General features: G+C 70.7%; 16 protein-coding genes. 8 read left to right on the plus strand and 8 right to left on the minus strand.

What is annotated here, in order from left to right:
• Positions 1-135 precede the first annotated feature (135 nt).
• The 4 genes from WAT24_RS01660 (at position 136) to WAT24_RS01675 (ending at position 3038) form a co-directional block, all read left to right on the plus strand.
• Entirely contained in the window at positions 136-777 is a 642-nt protein-coding gene (locus WAT24_RS01660) for a hypothetical protein (protein WP_336806066.1), read from the plus strand.
• 2 nt (positions 778-779) lie between these two features.
• Positions 780-1436, plus strand: a complete 657-nt coding sequence (locus tag WAT24_RS01665) for a helix-turn-helix transcriptional regulator (protein ID WP_336806067.1) — start codon at positions 780-782, stop codon at positions 1434-1436.
• 142 nt (positions 1437-1578) lie between these two features.
• Positions 1579-1899: a DUF2946 family protein gene (locus WAT24_RS01670; RefSeq protein WP_336806068.1), complete on the plus strand. Its 321-nt coding sequence runs from the start codon at positions 1579-1581 to the stop codon at positions 1897-1899.
• 146 nt (positions 1900-2045) lie between these two features.
• Positions 2046-3038, plus strand: coding sequence for a hypothetical protein (locus WAT24_RS01675; protein WP_336806069.1), 993 nt, complete (start codon positions 2046-2048; stop codon positions 3036-3038).
• A gap of 48 nt (positions 3039-3086) precedes the next feature.
• On the opposite strand, the gene WAT24_RS01680 is transcribed toward WAT24_RS01675, so the two are convergent.
• From WAT24_RS01680 to WAT24_RS01695, 4 genes are all read right to left on the minus strand, one after another.
• Positions 3087-3851, minus strand: coding sequence for a slipin family protein (locus WAT24_RS01680; RefSeq protein WP_336806070.1), 765 nt, complete (start codon positions 3849-3851; stop codon positions 3087-3089).
• Between the two features lie 38 nt (positions 3852-3889).
• Positions 3890-5269 (minus strand): NfeD family protein, encoded by a 1380-nt coding sequence (locus WAT24_RS01685; RefSeq protein ID WP_425605208.1) that lies wholly within the window; start codon positions 5267-5269, stop codon positions 3890-3892.
• 112 nt (positions 5270-5381) lie between these two features.
• Positions 5382-6161 carry an ABC transporter permease gene (locus tag WAT24_RS01690; protein ID WP_336806072.1) on the minus strand — a complete coding sequence of 260 codons (780 nt, stop codon included), beginning with the start codon at positions 6159-6161 and terminating at the stop codon, positions 5382-5384.
• Positions 6162-6260: 99 nt separating this feature from the next.
• Positions 6261-7199 (minus strand): ABC transporter ATP-binding protein, encoded by a 939-nt coding sequence (locus WAT24_RS01695; RefSeq protein WP_336806073.1) that lies wholly within the window; start codon positions 7197-7199, stop codon positions 6261-6263.
• A 90-nt stretch (positions 7200-7289) separates the two neighbouring features.
• Between WAT24_RS01695 and WAT24_RS01700 the strand changes: the two genes are divergently transcribed.
• Positions 7290-8036 (plus strand): ferredoxin--NADP reductase, encoded by a 747-nt coding sequence (locus WAT24_RS01700; protein ID WP_336806074.1) that lies wholly within the window; start codon positions 7290-7292, stop codon positions 8034-8036.
• Positions 8037-8271: 235 nt separating this feature from the next.
• Entirely contained in the window at positions 8272-8628 is a 357-nt protein-coding gene (locus tag WAT24_RS01705) for a hypothetical protein (RefSeq protein ID WP_336806075.1), read from the plus strand.
• 4 nt (positions 8629-8632) lie between these two features.
• Here the strand turns inward: WAT24_RS01705 and WAT24_RS01710 are convergent, their stop codons facing one another.
• From WAT24_RS01710 to WAT24_RS01725, 4 genes are all read right to left on the minus strand, one after another.
• The gene (locus tag WAT24_RS01710; protein ID WP_336806076.1) at positions 8633-9664 is read right to left on the minus strand and encodes a fimbrial protein; all 1032 of its coding nucleotides are present in this window, start codon (positions 9662-9664) and stop codon (positions 8633-8635) included.
• A gap of 2 nt (positions 9665-9666) precedes the next feature.
• Complete coding sequence (locus WAT24_RS01715; protein WP_336806077.1) at positions 9667-12390, minus strand: fimbria/pilus outer membrane usher protein; 2724 nt, start codon at positions 12388-12390, stop codon at positions 9667-9669.
• A complete protein-coding gene (locus tag WAT24_RS01720; protein ID WP_336806078.1) occupies positions 12387-13136 on the minus strand; it encodes a fimbrial biogenesis chaperone in 750 nt (249 codons plus the stop codon). The genes WAT24_RS01715 and WAT24_RS01720 overlap by 4 nt, the downstream gene beginning before the upstream one ends.
• 80 nt (positions 13137-13216) lie before the next feature.
• Entirely contained in the window at positions 13217-13798 is a 582-nt protein-coding gene (locus WAT24_RS01725) for a fimbrial protein (protein ID WP_336806079.1), read from the minus strand.
• Between the two features lie 439 nt (positions 13799-14237).
• Between WAT24_RS01725 and WAT24_RS01730 the strand changes: the two genes are divergently transcribed.
• A complete protein-coding gene (locus WAT24_RS01730) occupies positions 14238-14840 on the plus strand; it encodes a hypothetical protein (RefSeq protein ID WP_336806080.1) in 603 nt (200 codons plus the stop codon).
• 81 nt (positions 14841-14921) lie between these two features.
• On the plus strand, positions 14922-15134 hold the full coding sequence (locus tag WAT24_RS01735) for a helix-turn-helix transcriptional regulator (RefSeq protein ID WP_336806081.1): 213 nt from the start codon (positions 14922-14924) through the stop codon (positions 15132-15134).
• The last annotated feature ends 63 nt before the right edge of the window (positions 15135-15197 follow it).

Below are 15197 nucleotides of genomic sequence, written 5' to 3' on the forward strand. Positions count from 1 at the left end.
CCCCGGCCGACGGGCGCCGAACGGGGGACGTGAAAGTACTACGTACCAGGCTTTACACATGGGTCCATTGCGCGTAAACCGGGCGTGGCCAGACTGCCGGCGTCGCAACCGCGACACCCCTCTGGAGAAATGACCATGAAGACTTCCACCTGCCTGTTCGCCCTGGTTCTCGCCGCCGGCTTCGCCGCCGCGGCCCCGGCGATGACGATGCCATCCAGCACGCCGGCGGCGGCGGTGCCGGCCGCGCCCAAGCTGGATGCCGCCATGCGCGCGCTGTGGCACGGCCACATTGTGCACACGCGCGATTACGCGCTGGCCGTGCATGCCCATGACACCGCCAGGGCCAAGGCCGCCGCCGATGCCGTGGTGGCCAACGCCAAGCAGATCGCCGACGCGGTCGGCGGCTTCTACGGCAAGCCGGCCGGCGAGCAGATGCTGACCTTGCTCGCCGGGCACTGGGGTGGGGTCAAGGCGCTCACCGACGCGCGCGCCGCCGGCGACCAGGCGGCACAGCAGAAGGCCATGGCGACGCTCGACAGCAACGCCCACGCGATCGCGGCGTTCCTCGCCGGGGCCAATCCCAACCTGCCGGAGAACGCCGTGCAGGGCCTGCTGGCGGCGCACGTCGCGCACCACGCCACGCAGATCCAGCAGATCATGAGCGGCGACAGCAAGGGCGAGCAGTCCACCTGGCAGGCGATGCAGGCACACATGGACACGGTCGCCGACGCACTGGCCTCCGCCATCGCCAAGCAGTTCCCCGCCAAGGCCGGCTGAGCATGAGCGCGCTGGCCCGGCTCGGAGCGACCCAGCAGCGCCTGCTGCGCCAGTTGCTGATGGCGCCGGAGGGCTGTTCGGTCGAGGAGCTGTGCGAGCGCCTGCGCATCAGCCACAACGCGGTGCGCCAGCACCTGAGCAGCCTGCTCGCGCGCGACTTCGTCGAGCGCGGGCAGGCGCGGCCCACCGGCGGCCGGCCGCAGGCGCGTTTCCGTCTCACCGAGGGCGGGCGCGCCCTGTTCCCGCGCAACTACGGCTTGCTCGGCAGTGCGCTGTTGTCCGCGCTGCGCGAACGCTACGGTGCCGCCGAGCTGGAAGACCTGCTGCGCCAGCTCGGCCACGCGCTGGGCAGCCACGAGGTCGCGCCATCGCCACAGGCGTCGTCGGACGAGGTGGCGCAGTGGCTGGCCACGCGGCTGGACCAGCTGGGCTATGAAGCGGTCAGCGCCCGGCACGGCCAGGAGCAGCACGTCGAGGCCTTCAACTGCGTGTTCCACGCGCTGGCGCGCAGTGCGCCGCAGGTGTGCCGGTTCGACCTGGCCTACATGGAGGCGGCGAGTGGACGGCGCATTCACCACATGGAATGCATCGTCAGGGGTGGCCACGTGTGCCGTTTCCGGGTCGGCGCACCGCTGGCGAAGAAGCCGCAGGACGATTGAGCCGGGCCCGCGCGCGGCACCGTGCCGCAGGATCGGCCCGAACCACGCATGGGAAGATGCCGCACGCCGCATGGGACAACCCGGCTTTGATCGGCAAAGGATGAGACGCTCGCGCACGCATCGATGGATCGGCTGGCTGGGCATGGTTGCCATCGCCCTGACCGTCGCCGTGCCGGTGATCTCCCGGGTGTTGCCCATGCGCGGCGCCCCCGGGATGGAAGCGTGCGACAGGCACGACGGCCACCGCGAAGCGCCCGCCGCGCCGGGCGCGCCGATCGCGCTGAAGTGCGGTTACTGCGACCTGCTCGGGCACAGCCCGGTGTTGCTCGCCGTCGGCAGCCCGCCGGTGTTGCTGCCGCTGCCGCCCGCCGGCGCGGCCGTCGTGATGCCCGCGCCGCGCCGGGCGGTCCGGGAGGTGCTGGCTGCCGCACCGCGCGGCCCCCCCGCGCCGCTGCAGGCCTGATCCGTCGCGCGCCGCTGCATCGGTGCGCGCCTCCCTGGCAAGGCTGACGACCAGGCGGGCGATGCCTGCCGGCCGGTCGCATCCGTTGCCGTTCCCTTGTTCCGGCGGACGCGTCGATCGCGGCCGCCCGACGCCAGGATGGACCCATGCACTCCGACACCCATTCCGCTCCGCTTGCCTCCCGACGCAACCGCCGGCCGCTGTTGTTCGCGATCGCCGCGCTCGGCCTGCTGCCCGCCTTCGCCGACGCCTGTTCCACCTGTGGCTGCTCGCTCAATTCGGACTGGTCCAGCCAGGGCTACGCCACCAGCCGCGGCTGGCACCTGGGCCTGCGGCAGGACTACTTCGACCAGTCGCAGCTCTATAGCGGCACCGATCGCATCAGCCGTTCCTCGTTCGCCTTGCCGGCCGACGAGGAAGTGCAGGTCAAGACGATCAACCGCAACACCCTGCTGAACGCCGACTACAACATCTCCCGCTACTGGGGCGTGTCGTTCCAGCTGCCGTACGAGGACCGCTACCACCAGACGATCGCCGAGGGCGACACCGCAGTGTCGACCTCCGACGCCCGCGGCATCGGGGACCTGCGTGTGGTGATGCGCTACCAGGGGCTCAGCCCGGACGCCGGCCTGGGCCTGCAGTTCGGCCTGAAACTCGCGACCGGCCGCTTCAAGCAGACCTTCGCCGCCGGGCCGCAGGCCGGCGAACGGCTCGACCGGGGCCTGCAGCTGGGCACCGGCACCACCGATGCGCTGCTGGGCGTGTACAAGTTCGGCTACCTCGGCCAGTCGGTGGGTTACTTCGCGCAGGGGATGGCGGAGGTGGCGCTGAACGCGCGCGACGGCTTTCGCCCGGGCAACTCGGTGAACGTCAACTTCGGGCTGCGTTACCTGGACGCCGGGCGGTTCACGCCGCAGCTGCAGATCAACCTGCACAGCGAGCGCCGCGAGAGCGGCAGCCAGTCCGATCGGCCCAACAGCGGCGCCACGTATGCCTACCTCAGTCCCGGCCTCGGCGTGAAGCTCGGCCGCCGGCTGGACGCCTACGCCTTCGTCCAGCTGCCGGTGTGGCAGCGGGTCAACGGGCTGCAGCTGGAGCCGCGGCGGCTGTGGTCGCTGGGCGTGTCGTATCGGTTCTAGCGGCCGCGTCTAAGCCGCCACGCCGGCCTCGGCGCGACGGCCGGTGCCTCAGCTGCCGGGTTTGGGCGGCAGCAAGTCCAGCAAGGGCCGGATCAGGTCCAGCGGCAAGGGGAACACCACGGTGGAAGCCTTGGCGCCGTTGGCCATGTCCGCCGCGGTCTGCAGGTAGCGCAGCTGCAGCGCCTGCGGCTGCTGCGCCAGCGTGGCGGCCGCGTCGCGCAGCTTCTCGGCCGCCTGCAGTTCGCCTTCGGCGTGGATCACCTTGGCGCGTCGTTCCCGCTCGGCTTCGGCCTGGCGGGCGATCGCGCGCACCATGGTCTCGTTGAGGTCCACGTCCTTGATCTCGACCGTGGCCACCTTGATGCCCCAGGGATCGGTCGCCTGATCGAGAATCACCTGCAGGGTCTGGTTGATCGAGTCGCGCTGGGACAGGATCTCGTCCAGCTCGTGCTGGCCCAGCACCGAGCGCAACCGCGTCTGCGCCAGCTGGCTGGTGGCCTGCAGGAAGTTTTCCACGTGCAGCACCGACTTGTCCGGTTCAACCACGCGGAAATACACCACCGCGTTGACCCGGACCGACACGTTGTCGCGCGAGATCACGTCCTGCGGCGGCACATCCAGCACGGTGGTGCGCAGGTCCACGCGGAACATCCGCTGCACCGCCGGCACGAGCAGTACCAGGCCCGGACCCTTGGTGCCGGAGTAGCGCCCCAGCGTGAGCACCACGCCACGCTGGTACTCCGGCAACACCTTGACCGAGGCGAACAGCAGCAGCGCCACGGCCACCACCAACACACCGACGAATCCCATCATGAGCGTTCTCCGTTGAGGCCTCCGGCGCGCAGGCCGGTTCAGGCCGGTTCGACCCAGAGCAGCAGGCCCTCCCGTCGCACTACGCGCACCGATGCCCCGGCGGGCAGGGCGGTGGCGCAGCGCACCTGCCAGCGTTCGCCGCGCACCATCGCCCATGCGTCGCCGGTGGCGCCGACCGGCTCGAGCAGTACGCCGAGGTCCGCCGCCATCGCCGGATCGGCGACGCCCTGGCGCGTGCGCCGCGTGCGCAACACCATCCAGACGATCCACGCCAGCGACGCCGCCGCGGCGACCGCGATGCCCGCGATCACGCCGAGGTTGACACGGTATCCGGGCACCGCGCTGTCCATCAGCATCACCGAGCCCACGGCGAAGGCGACCAGGCCGCCGACGCCGAGCGCGCCGACCGTGGGGTTGATCGCCTCGGCGGCGAGCAGGCCGAGGCCGAGCCCCATCAGCGCCAGTCCGGCGTAGTTCACCGGCAGCAGCTGCAGCGCGTACATGCCGACCAGCAGGCAGATGCCGCCGCCGATGCCGGGCAGGAGCGCGCCCGGGTGCAACGCCTCGAGTACCAGCCCGTAGAGGCCGGCGAGCAGCAGCAGATAGGCCACGGTGGGGTTGGTGATGATGCCGAGGAAGCGCGTGCGCGCATCCGGCGGATAGTCGCGCACCGCAATGCCCCGCAGGTGCAGCGTGAGGCGCCGGTCGCCGAGCCGCACCTCGCGCCCGTCGGCCTTCGCCAACAGATCGGGGACGTCGTCCGCGACGAAATCGATCACCCCCTGCCGGGCGGCCTCGGTCGCGGTGAGCGTGGCCGCACCGCGCACCGCCTGCTCGGCCCACGCGGCGTTGCGTCCGCGCAGCTGCGCGAGGGAGCGGAGATAGGCGACGGCATCGTTCAGGATCTTCGCGGACTCCGCGTCCTCCTCGGCACGCGGTTTCGGGGCGGAGCCCGCTGTGCCCGGCGCGTCGCCCGGGGCGGCCGGCCGGAGCGGCGTGCGGCCGCCGACCGGCACCGGCGTGGCGGCACCGACGTGCGTGGCCGGCGCCATCGCGGCGATGTGCCCGGCGTACAGGATGTAGGTCCCGGCCGAAGCGGCCCGCGCGCCGGACGGCGCCACGAGCACCAGCACCGGGATCCTGGACGCGAGCATGCCGGCGACGATCTGCCGCATCGACTCGGCCAGGCCGCCGGGCGTGTCCATGCGCAGCACGATCACCACCGCGCCATCGCGGGTGGCCCGCATGGCGGCATCGTCGAAGTACTCGGCCGCGGCGGGGCCGATCGGGCCCTCCAGTGTGACTTGTGCGGCAAAGCGCGATGTCGGTGCCGACGCGGACGGAGCCGTGCCGAGGACATGCGCCGGCCATGCCGCCGCCAGGCAGACCCACGCAGCCCATCGCCGCCAGCGCACCATGGCCCGACCTCCGCCGGAACCTCGATGCGGTCACTCTACGCCATTGCAGGTCAAGGTGACGCCAGTCCCGCGGTGCAGGCCGCGCCGTGCGGTGCCACCCGCCCCCCGCTTCTCAGGAACGCAGGCCCACGCCGCGCCGGAGCAGCTGCAGCGCCACGATCGAGAGGGCGACCACGAAGGCCAGCATCACCGCGAAGGCCACGCCGATGCGCACGTCGCTGATGCCGAGCACGCCGAAGCGGAATGCGTTGACCATGTACAGGATCGGGTTGATCCGCGAGATCGCCTGCCACGGCTCGGCCAGCATGTTGACCGAGTAGAACACGCCGCCCAGGTAGGTGAGCGGGGTGAGCACGAAGGTCGGGACCAGCGCGATGTCGTCGAACTTCTTGGCGTACACCGCGTTGACGAAGCCGGCCAGCGAAAAGATCGTCGAGCCGAGCAGCACCGAGGCGAAGGTGACCAGCGGATGCGCCACGTGCAGCGAGGTGAAGAACAGCGCGATCAGCAGCACCAGCAGGCCGACCACCAGGCCGCGCGCCACCGCGCCGGCAACGTAGCCGAGCAGGATCACCCAGTTCGGCATCGGCGAGACCAGCATTTCCTCCACGGCGCGGCTGAACTTGGCGCCGAAGAACGAGCTGGAAATGTTGCCGTAGCTGTTGGTGATGATGCTCATCATCACCAGGCCCGGCACGATGTACTGCATGTAGGTGTAGCCGCCCTCGATGGTGCCGATGCGGCTGCCGATCAGCTTGCCGAAGATCACGAAGTACAGTGTCATCGTGATCGCCGGCGGGATCAGCGTCTGCGTCCAGATGCGCATGATGCGGACGATCTCGCGGCGCACGATGGTGTTGAGGGCGACCAGGTTGGCGGCGGCGTTGCTCATGCGTGGTTCTCACTTCTGGCGCACCCTCCCGGCGCGGCCGAGAGGGTCGATGGGTGGGTCTCATGCCTTCGCCCGGCCGCGCCGGGGGGCGTCGTGGGATCAGGCGGCGGCCTTGTCCCGGCCGTTTTCCACCAGCCGCACGAACAGCTCCTCCAGGCGGTTGGTCTTGTTGCGCATGGAGGTCACCGTGATGCCGTGCGAGGACAGTGCCGCGAACAGCGAATTGAGGTCGTGTGCGCGCGACATCTCGGCCTCCAGCGTGTGCTCGTCCACGCGGCGCAGGGCCACGCCCGGCATCGACGGCAGCGCGCCGGGCACGCCGGTGACGTCGAACACGAAGGTTTCCGAGTCCAGCGACGCCAGCAACCGCTTCATCGTGGTGTTCTCGATGATGGTGCCGTGGTCGATGATGGCGATGTTCCGGCACAGCTGCTCGGCTTCCTCCAGGTAGTGCGTGGTGAGGATGACCGTGGTGCCGGCCGCATTGATGCCGCTCACGAACTGCCACATCGAGCGGCGGATCTCGATGTCCACGCCGGCGGTGGGCTCGTCCAGGATCAGCAGCCGTGGTTCGTTCATCATCGCGCGCGCGATCATCAGGCGCCGCTTCATGCCGCCGGAGAGCATGCGCGCCTGGTGCTGCGCCTTGTCCCACAGGCGCAGTTCCTTCAGGTACTTCTCCGCCCGCTGCACGGCGATGCGGCGCGGGATGCCGTAGAAGCCCGCCTCGTTCACGCAGATGTCGAAGGGCTTCTCGAACTGGTTGAAGTTGATTTCCTGCGGTACCAGCCCGATCAGCTTCATGGCTTCGTTGCGCTGGTGGTTCACCGACACGCCGAAGATGCGCGCATCGCCGCCGGTGGAGTTGACCAGCGAGGAGAGGATGCCGATCAAGGTCGACTTGCCGGCGCCGTTGGGCCCGAGCAGCGCGAAGAAGTCGCCCTGCTGCACGGTCAGCGAGACGCCCTTGAGCGCCTCCACGCCGTTGCCGTAGGTCTTGCGCAGGTTGTCGACGACGAGTGCGGGAACGGATGACATGGGCTGCACCATGGGGGCGAGCCCTTTATTATACGGGCCCGTTTACCGCCGTCCGCGTCAAGCCGGACGTGCCTCCCGCTCCGGAATCCCATGGCCGACCACTTCACGCTCCGCCTCGTCGACAGCTTCATGCTGGCCCCTACCGTGCGTCACCTGGTGTTCGAGCGCGTCGACGGCCAGCCGCTGGCATTCCAGCCCGGCCAGTTCCTGCAGATCCACTTCCACTACGAGGACGGCACGCCGACCAAGCGCAGCTACTCGGTGGCCACCGTCGGCGACGGGCGCTCGCCGGTGACGCGGATCGAGATCGCGGTGAGCTACGTGGAGGGTGGCGCGGCCACCCGGCTGCTGGGCAACCTGCAGCCGGGACAGACGGTCGAGGCCAGCGGTCCGTACGGCCGCTTCTGCCTGCAGCCGGGCGACACCCACCCGCGCTACCTGCTGCTCGCCACCGGCACCGGCGTCACGCCGTACCGCGCGATGCTGCCGCAGATCCGCGAGCTGCTCGCCAAGGGCGATCGCGAGGTGGTGCTGCTGTATGGCGCGCGCAACGAGGCGGAGCTGCTGTACGGCGAGGAGTTCGAGGCGTTCGCCAGGGACAATCCGGGGTTCACCTTCCACGGCTGCCTGAGCCGCCAGGCGCGGGCCGTGCCGCGCCCGCACGACCGCAGCGGTCACGTGCAGGGCGTGCTCGCCGAGCTGCAGCCGCGCGCGGACCGCGACATCGCCTACCTCTGCGGCAACCCGAACATGGTCGATGCCGCCTTCGGCGCGCTGAAGGAGTACGGCCTGCCGGTGGCGCAGATTCGCCGCGAGAAATACGTCTCCTCGCGCTGACCGCGCGGCGCCGGTCGCCTCAAGTCGGCGGCGGCCTCGTCGATAAGGACTTCGCGACGGCGCCACGCGCCACCGACCGCTGCCCTGCTAGACCGGCCCCGTGCCTCGGGGCACCCCGACCTGTGACGGCGTTCTCACTTTGAAGAGGACGCCGGCGCGAGCCTATCAAGGCCGCCGGGCGGTTGCCGACACGTCCCTCAGGCACGCGCGATCAGCGGGTGGCGAGGTATCGGCTATGAGGCGCAGGATCCAGGCACTGGTGGGTTTGGCGGGGCTTCTGGCGCTCGCCGCGTCGCCGCTGCACGCCGCGGACGGCAGGATCGTGTTCTCCGGCGCCGTAGTGGAGCCGACCTGCGGACTGCCCGCCGCCGCCGGTGTGCCCGTTCCCGCGGCGCCGGGCCAGGCGCCGGCACGGCAGCTCGGCTGCGGCGCCGATGGCCGGTCCGCACCGACCGGCCAGGTCTTCACGCAGACGGTCGCCCGCCTTTCCGCAAGCGAACGCATTCCCGTGCTCAGGTACTTCAGCGACTACGTCGCCGCCGGCGAACCGGGGGCCGAGCGGCCGCTGCTGGTGACCCAGACCTACGACTGACCGCCTACTGGTAGGACAGCGTGAAGGTGGCGGTGGCTTTCACCGTGCCGCCGGTGACCATGCTGGCGGTGGCGTGATACTGCGCCGTGTACGGCAGGGTCATGCTGCCGGCCACCGTGGTGCCTACCGTGGCGGCCTGACCGTAGGTCACCGGGATGCCGTTGCGGTCCTTCAGCTCGACACCGATGCCCCCGGCCGTCCCCTGGTTCACCAGCACCGTGGTGTAGCCCGGGGCGGTGCCCGCCTGGGCGTCGAGCTGGATCTTGAGGGTGGCGCTGCTGCCGCTGGGGCAGGTCAGCTGGATGCTGAACGGCGTGGCTCCCGTGGTGCTGTCCTTGCCGGCGAAACTTCCGGTCGTGACCGTGGGCAGGGTGACCGCGATCGCCTGGGTGGTCACCTTGCAGGCGGGCGCGAGGAAGGTCACGCTGTTGGTCAGCACGAAATACTCGGGCACGATGCTGCCCCAGCGCCAGTTGGCGATCGTGCCCGCGGGAATCGTGGCGCCGTTGGCGATCGGTCCGGTCTGCACGAACTGCAGCGTGGAGCCCACGTTGTACGTCGAGCTCCCGCCGCTCGTGGTGTTCTGCGGATAGGGGCTCATGTACGCGTTCGGCGCGTCGTTGTGGATCAGCTGATAGCCCACGCCGGGGACGTTGGTCGGATAGATGTACGAGGGCGAGCCGGTGGCGGTACCGGCGAACAGGTTCTCCACGCCGTACTGCGTTCCGGGGTCGCAGGTCGCGTCCGGCGGGTTGGTCGGCTGTGCGCTCACCGGGCTGCCCAGCACCGTGCCGTAGGCGTAGTCGAACGGCACCGTGATGGTGCCGGCGACGGCGAAGTTCACCGGCGAGGAGGTGTAGCGGTTGCCGTTGCCGCTGTTGTTGCCGTTGATCTTGTCGAACCGGCAGTCGGCGTGGGCCAGCAGCGGCGCCGCGAGCAGCGCCAGCACGGCCGCCAGGCGCAGGGCGGCGCCGCGGCTGCGGCGGGAACCGGAGGGCGAAAGGCGCGTGGCCCGATGGCGCAGGCTTGCGTACATGGTCATCCGTTGCGCGGCGTCGATGGGAGGCAGGTGGTCTGGACCACGCGGCGGGTGGCCGTCGGCCCGTCCGAAGGCAGCGCGTAGCGCAGGCTGCACGCCTGCGCGTTGCCGGCTTCGTCCTGCCAGCGCGCGGTCAGCTCGCCGCGGGCGTCCACTCCGCGCGCCAGGATCTTGCCGCCCTGGCCGACCACGCCCAGCACGACGCCCTGCGCATTGAACACCTCGGCGCCGAAGGGCAGGGCGCGACCGTCCGGCCGGCGTGCCTGCAGGATCACGGTGCGGCCCCGGTCGGTCTGGAAGGTCACCAGCGCGACCGCCCCGGCGTGTGGCGCCACCTGGGCGCTGGTCGCCTTCAGCTGCACGTCCAGCGGCAGGCCCTTGGGGTCCAGCCGGACGGTGTTGAGGGTGTAGGGCATCAGGTAGGGCAGCAGCGCGTAGCCGTGCCGGTCGACGTGCACGCCGCTGGCGCTGGACACGCTGGCGCCGGCGGCGCCGGGCGCGTGGACCAGCCCCACGGTGTCGCCCATCAGTTGCCCGAAGGTCACGCCGCCGGCATGGATCACCACGGCGCCGCCCGCGCTCAGCGAGGCCTGCGAGTAGCCGCTGCCCTGCCCGTAGCTGGCGTCGACGCTGCCGTACGAACCGCGGTAACCCGCGTTGACCGTGCCGGCGGTGTCGCCGCCGCCGCCGGCGACCGACCCGCCGTAGGTGAACTGCCCCGCATCGCCGAGGCTGCCGTTGAGCATGGCCTGGCCGCGATCGCCCAGGTCGCGGCTGTGCGCGGCGTTCAGCGTCAGCGTGGGAACCCGGGCGTCCTCGCCGAGCGGCAGGCTGAGGCTGAGCATGAACTCGGTGTCGTCGCGGAAACCGGCGCTGCGTACCCGCGTGGCCGAGAGGCTGTAGCTGAGGCGGCCGTAGCGGTTGTTGTAGCCGAACTGGAACTGCGTGTCGGTGCCCGGCTGGTTCCAGTAGTCGCGGATCGAGCCGGTGGCGTAGAGCGAGCCGGCGTCGCCCAGGCGCTGGGTCAGCGTCAGCGTGAAGCTGCTGCGCTGGCGCGCCAGGCCGACCGTGGCCGGCTGCGCGGGATCGAAAGCGTCGCCGGCCAGCGTCGCCTGCTGGGCGGGCGTGAGCAGGCTCTGCTGCGGCACGCCCTCGACCGGCGACTGCCGGCGCAGCGCGGACCGGAACGGGTCGAGGCCGCGCCGCGCGAGGTCCCGCGCCAGCGCGGCGTCGGCCAGGCCGAGGAAGCCGCTGGTGGAGTAACGGTATGCGGCCACCGACAGGACCGTCTGCGTCTCGGGCACCAGCTTGCTGTAGCTCAACCGCACGCTGGTGCCGGTCTGCGTGTCGGCATCCGGCAGGCGCGTGCGCGCACCGCTGACATCCAGGGCGAAGGCGCCGAGCCGGGTGTTGATCGCGCCACCGACGAGCAGCGCCGCATAGCCGTCGAACCCGTCGACGCCGGCGTAGCCGGTGAACAGGTTGCTGAAGCCGCGCTGCACGGTGCCCTGCACGAGATCGGGCGCATCGTCCAGCGCGAGGCCGCGCAGCCGCCCGGCCGCCAGGTCGAAGCGCGTGATGCCCGGGCGCAGCAGCTGCGAGACCGAGGCATAGGGCACCGCGAAGGTGCGTACCCGTCCGTCCGCCTCGGTGATCGCCACCAGCAGATCGCCGCCGTAGCCGGTCGGGTACAGGTCCTTGATGGTGAACGGCCCCGGGGCCACGGTCGTCTGGTAGATCTGCACGCCGTTCTGGCTGACGGTGACCTTGGCGTTGGTCTGCGCGACGCCGCGGACCACCGGCGCGTAGCCGCGCATCGATTGCGGCAGCATGCGGTCGTCGGTACGCAACTGCACGCCGCGCAGGCCGATGCTGTCGAACACCGTGCCGTCGGTGTAGCTGTCGCCCACGGTGACACGGGCACCCAGCGCGGGCAGGTCGCGCTCGACGTAGGCGTCGATGGTCTGCCAGCGGTGCCGCGCCGGCGTGCCGCCGCTGGCCGACTGCCAGGTCGCGGTCGAGTCCTGCCGGAAATGCCAGCCGCCCAGGTTGAGGCCGGCGTTCAGGCCCAGGTAGGTGCTGGTCTGCGCCTGGCCCTGGCTGCGGGTGCGGTAGCTGTTGAGGTTGTAGTTCAGCAGCGCCGCCGGGATGCCTTCGTCCCAGTAGCGCGGGTTGACGTAGCCGCGCGGCAGCAGGTCGAGCGAGGCCTGCGGGATGCTGATGTCCAGCCGCAGGCCGGCCATGTCGAAGTTCGCGCTGGCGCCGGAAATGGCCTCGCCGATGGCGACGCAGGCGGACGGGTTCCGCAGGCGCTCGAGCAGCGCGGGTTTGGCATCGGCGGGCGACAGGCCCAGTTGCCCGAGCAGTGGCTCGTCCACGCAGGCGTGCGCGTTGGCGCCGGGCTCGGGCGAGGCGAAACGCACGTTGGCGCGCCCCTTCCAGGCGTCGTTGAGGTAGACGTCCGCGCTGTAGATGCCGGGCAGCACGGGATTGCCGTGCTCGAAGCGCGAGAGATCGGTGGTGTTCTGCCCGGCGCCGGACAGCAGGGACGGGTCGAAGTCCGCGTAGCCGGTAGGGACGACGGCCGTATCCGCGGTGGCGTCGGTCGCCCGCGCCGCGGCCGGCAGCGTCCCACCGAGCGCCATGGCGATCGCCACGACCAGCACCGCCCGGCCGCCGGCGACGGGCCGGTACGGACGTGTCGGGGCGACGCGCGTGCTCATCGCGGCGCGAGCGGCTTCTGGAAGGTGACCGCGGCGCCGTAGTCGTTGATGCAGACGAACTCGACGACGCTTCCTGCCGGGGGTGGCATGGTCAGCCCCGGCAGCGCCACGCGCAGGTCCGACAGCGGCGCGACCATGCCGGACTGCCCCGCGTAGGACGTGCCGTCGGCGTGCAGCCGCAGCCGGGTCAGGGTGATGTGGTAGGGCGACGGGTTATGCACCGTCACGGCATAGCCGGCGCCGTCGCGCGCGAGTTCGAACGTCAGCGTGTCGGGCGCCTTTTGGGGATCGGCGGTGAGCCCGGCCGGACGGTAGAACAGCTTCAGCCGCGAGCGGATCGCCAGCTGCAGGTAGTTGGCGCCCGCGTTCGCGGTGCTGGGCTTGGGCGGCACTTCCAGCACGTTCAGCCAGAACAGCGACTCGCGGTCGGCGGGCAGCGCCTGGTGGCCCGGGGTGAACAGGATGCGCAGGCTCTGGTCGCGGTGCGCCTCCATGCGGAACAACGGCGGCGTCACCAGGAAGGGCGTGTCCGCCCTGTCCGGGGTCGACTGCGCGTCGCCGGCATCGACCCAGGACTCGACCAGGGCCGGGCGGTCGGCGTCGTTGGTGAGGCGGACGGTCACTTCGCCGTCCTGGGCGGGAAACACCACCCGCGTGCCCGTGATGAGCACGCTCGCGTGCGCGACCGCCATGGACAGGCACAGGCCCAGCCACGCCGCGCCTAGCGTGCGGACCGGAATCTTCATCGGATACGACCTCGCAGGGGCGGCGGGCGGCATCCGGCGGGGCGCCTTGCGCGCGTCCCGCCGGAGCGACGCCGGACGCCTCAGTTGTAGACCATCGTGAACTGGACGCTGGTGTTCACGTTACCCGCGCTGGCGGCGCCGCCGTTGGCGATGTAACGCGCGCTGTACTGCAGGGTGGCGTTGCCGCTGCTGTCGAGGTTGGCCACCTGCGACTTCTGCGCGGCAGCGTCGGCGCCCTTCAGGTCGATCGCCGTGTTGTCGCTGTTCAGCAGCTGCACCTGCACGTTGCCGGCCGTGCCGGTGTTGGACAGGTTGCCGGTGGTGCTGTCGATGTTGCTGCCGGAGAAGTAGGTGCGCACCATGCTCAGCGCGGAATCGCAACCGGTGATGTTGATCGAGAACTGCTTCTGGCCGGCGGTGGCGCCGGCGCTCGACAGGTTGGAGGTCAGCACGGTCGGCAGGGCCACGGTGATCGCGTCGGGCGTGCCGAAGCTCTTGCCGTCGACCTTGCAGGTCTGGCCGACGATGGTGCCGGTGATGGTGATGGTGCCGTCCGGCGAGGAGTTGGACACCGCGTTGGCCGTGGCGGCCAGAGCGCTGCCCGACACGGACGCAGTGGCGAGGCCGGCGATCAGGGCGGCGGAAAGAAGGCGCTTGGACATGCTGTTTCCCCTGGAAAGTGCGTTTGACCAATGACGAAAAGGTTCCGGTACGAAGCCGGGCTTGCCGCAGAATCCGGTTCGTTCGCGGCGATACCGGCAGCCTCTGCCGGGCTGAGCCGTGACCGAATTGGCAAGCTTTGTGCCAAATCCATCACAAAACGGGCGGTGCGTTGATGGACAAGGCGCGGCGCCGAAATCCGGCCGGATGCGCCGTGCTGACGCACGGTGTACGCCCGGGTCCCGGTCTGCCCTTGTGCGTCACTTCTTCACATTGTGATCACGATCACAGTTTGCGCACTCAAGGTCCCGGACGCAAGGCCGAGAGGCGACATGTAAAGCACGCTTGACATGCCCGGTGGCGCGCCCCTAAGCTTGTGTCAAGTTTGCTTGACAGCTGCGCCACCAGGGCGTGGCCCGCAGGGGAAGAGGGGAGCCCGTCATGTCGCGTTTCGATGAACGGCAGTACCGCCGCCGACTCAGCCTGGCGATGGTGGCCTACATGGCCGCCATGCTGCTGGTCTGGCCGCTCAGCCGGACGGTGGGGAGCGTGCCGCTGAAAGTGGTACTGGCGGTCGTGCCGGTGCTTCCCATGCTGTACGTGATCGGCCTGATGGCACGACGCATCGGTGCCAGCGACGAGTTCGAGCAGCGGGTGCACCTGCTTGCACTGGGGGCGGCCACCGCGCTGCTGGGTGCGCTCAGCCTGATCGGCGGCTTTCTCGCCGCTGCGGGTGTGGCGCCGCTGGACGGCAGCATCCTGATCTGGGTGTTCCCGGTCGTCATGCTGGCCTACGGCGCGGCGCGCTGGTGGCTGCTGGTCCGCCACTACGGCGGCAGCGCCGCCTGCGAGGATGATGGCGCCCTGGTCTGGCGGCTGCTGCTGCTCGCCGGGCTCATGCTGATGGTGGTCGGGGTCGCGTGGTGGCGCGGCGGGCTGGACGATTTCCAGACCGGCCTGCTGTTCGGCATGGCGCCGGGCGTGCTCGCGCTGGCCGCGTGGATCGTCTGGCGGCTGGCGCGCCGTCGCGCCAGCGGGCGCTGAGGCCATGGCCATGCGGACGATCCACGGCCACGACCCGCGGCCCGACTCCTGCGCGGGACTCGTGCCGGGGCTGCGTGGCCGATGAACAACCACGTGCGCGACCTTCGTGGCGAGCGCGGCTGGTCGCAGGCCGATCTCGCCGAGCGGCTGGAAGTGTCCCGGCAGACGGTCAACGCGATCGAGACGGGCAAGTACGACCCGAGCCTGCCGCTGGCCTTCAGGATCGCCCGGCTGTTCGGCCGGCCGATCGAGGCGATCTTCCAGCCCGAGCCGGGCGGGCCGGGGGAAGGATGACGGAAACGACGGCCGGCTGCGCCGGCGCAACCACGGCGCGGCACGCAGCTGACGTGCGGCGCC

Source organism: Fulvimonas yonginensis, from assembly GCF_037137055.1.
Classification (GTDB): Bacteria; Pseudomonadota; Gammaproteobacteria; order Xanthomonadales; family Rhodanobacteraceae; genus Frateuria_A; species Frateuria_A yonginensis.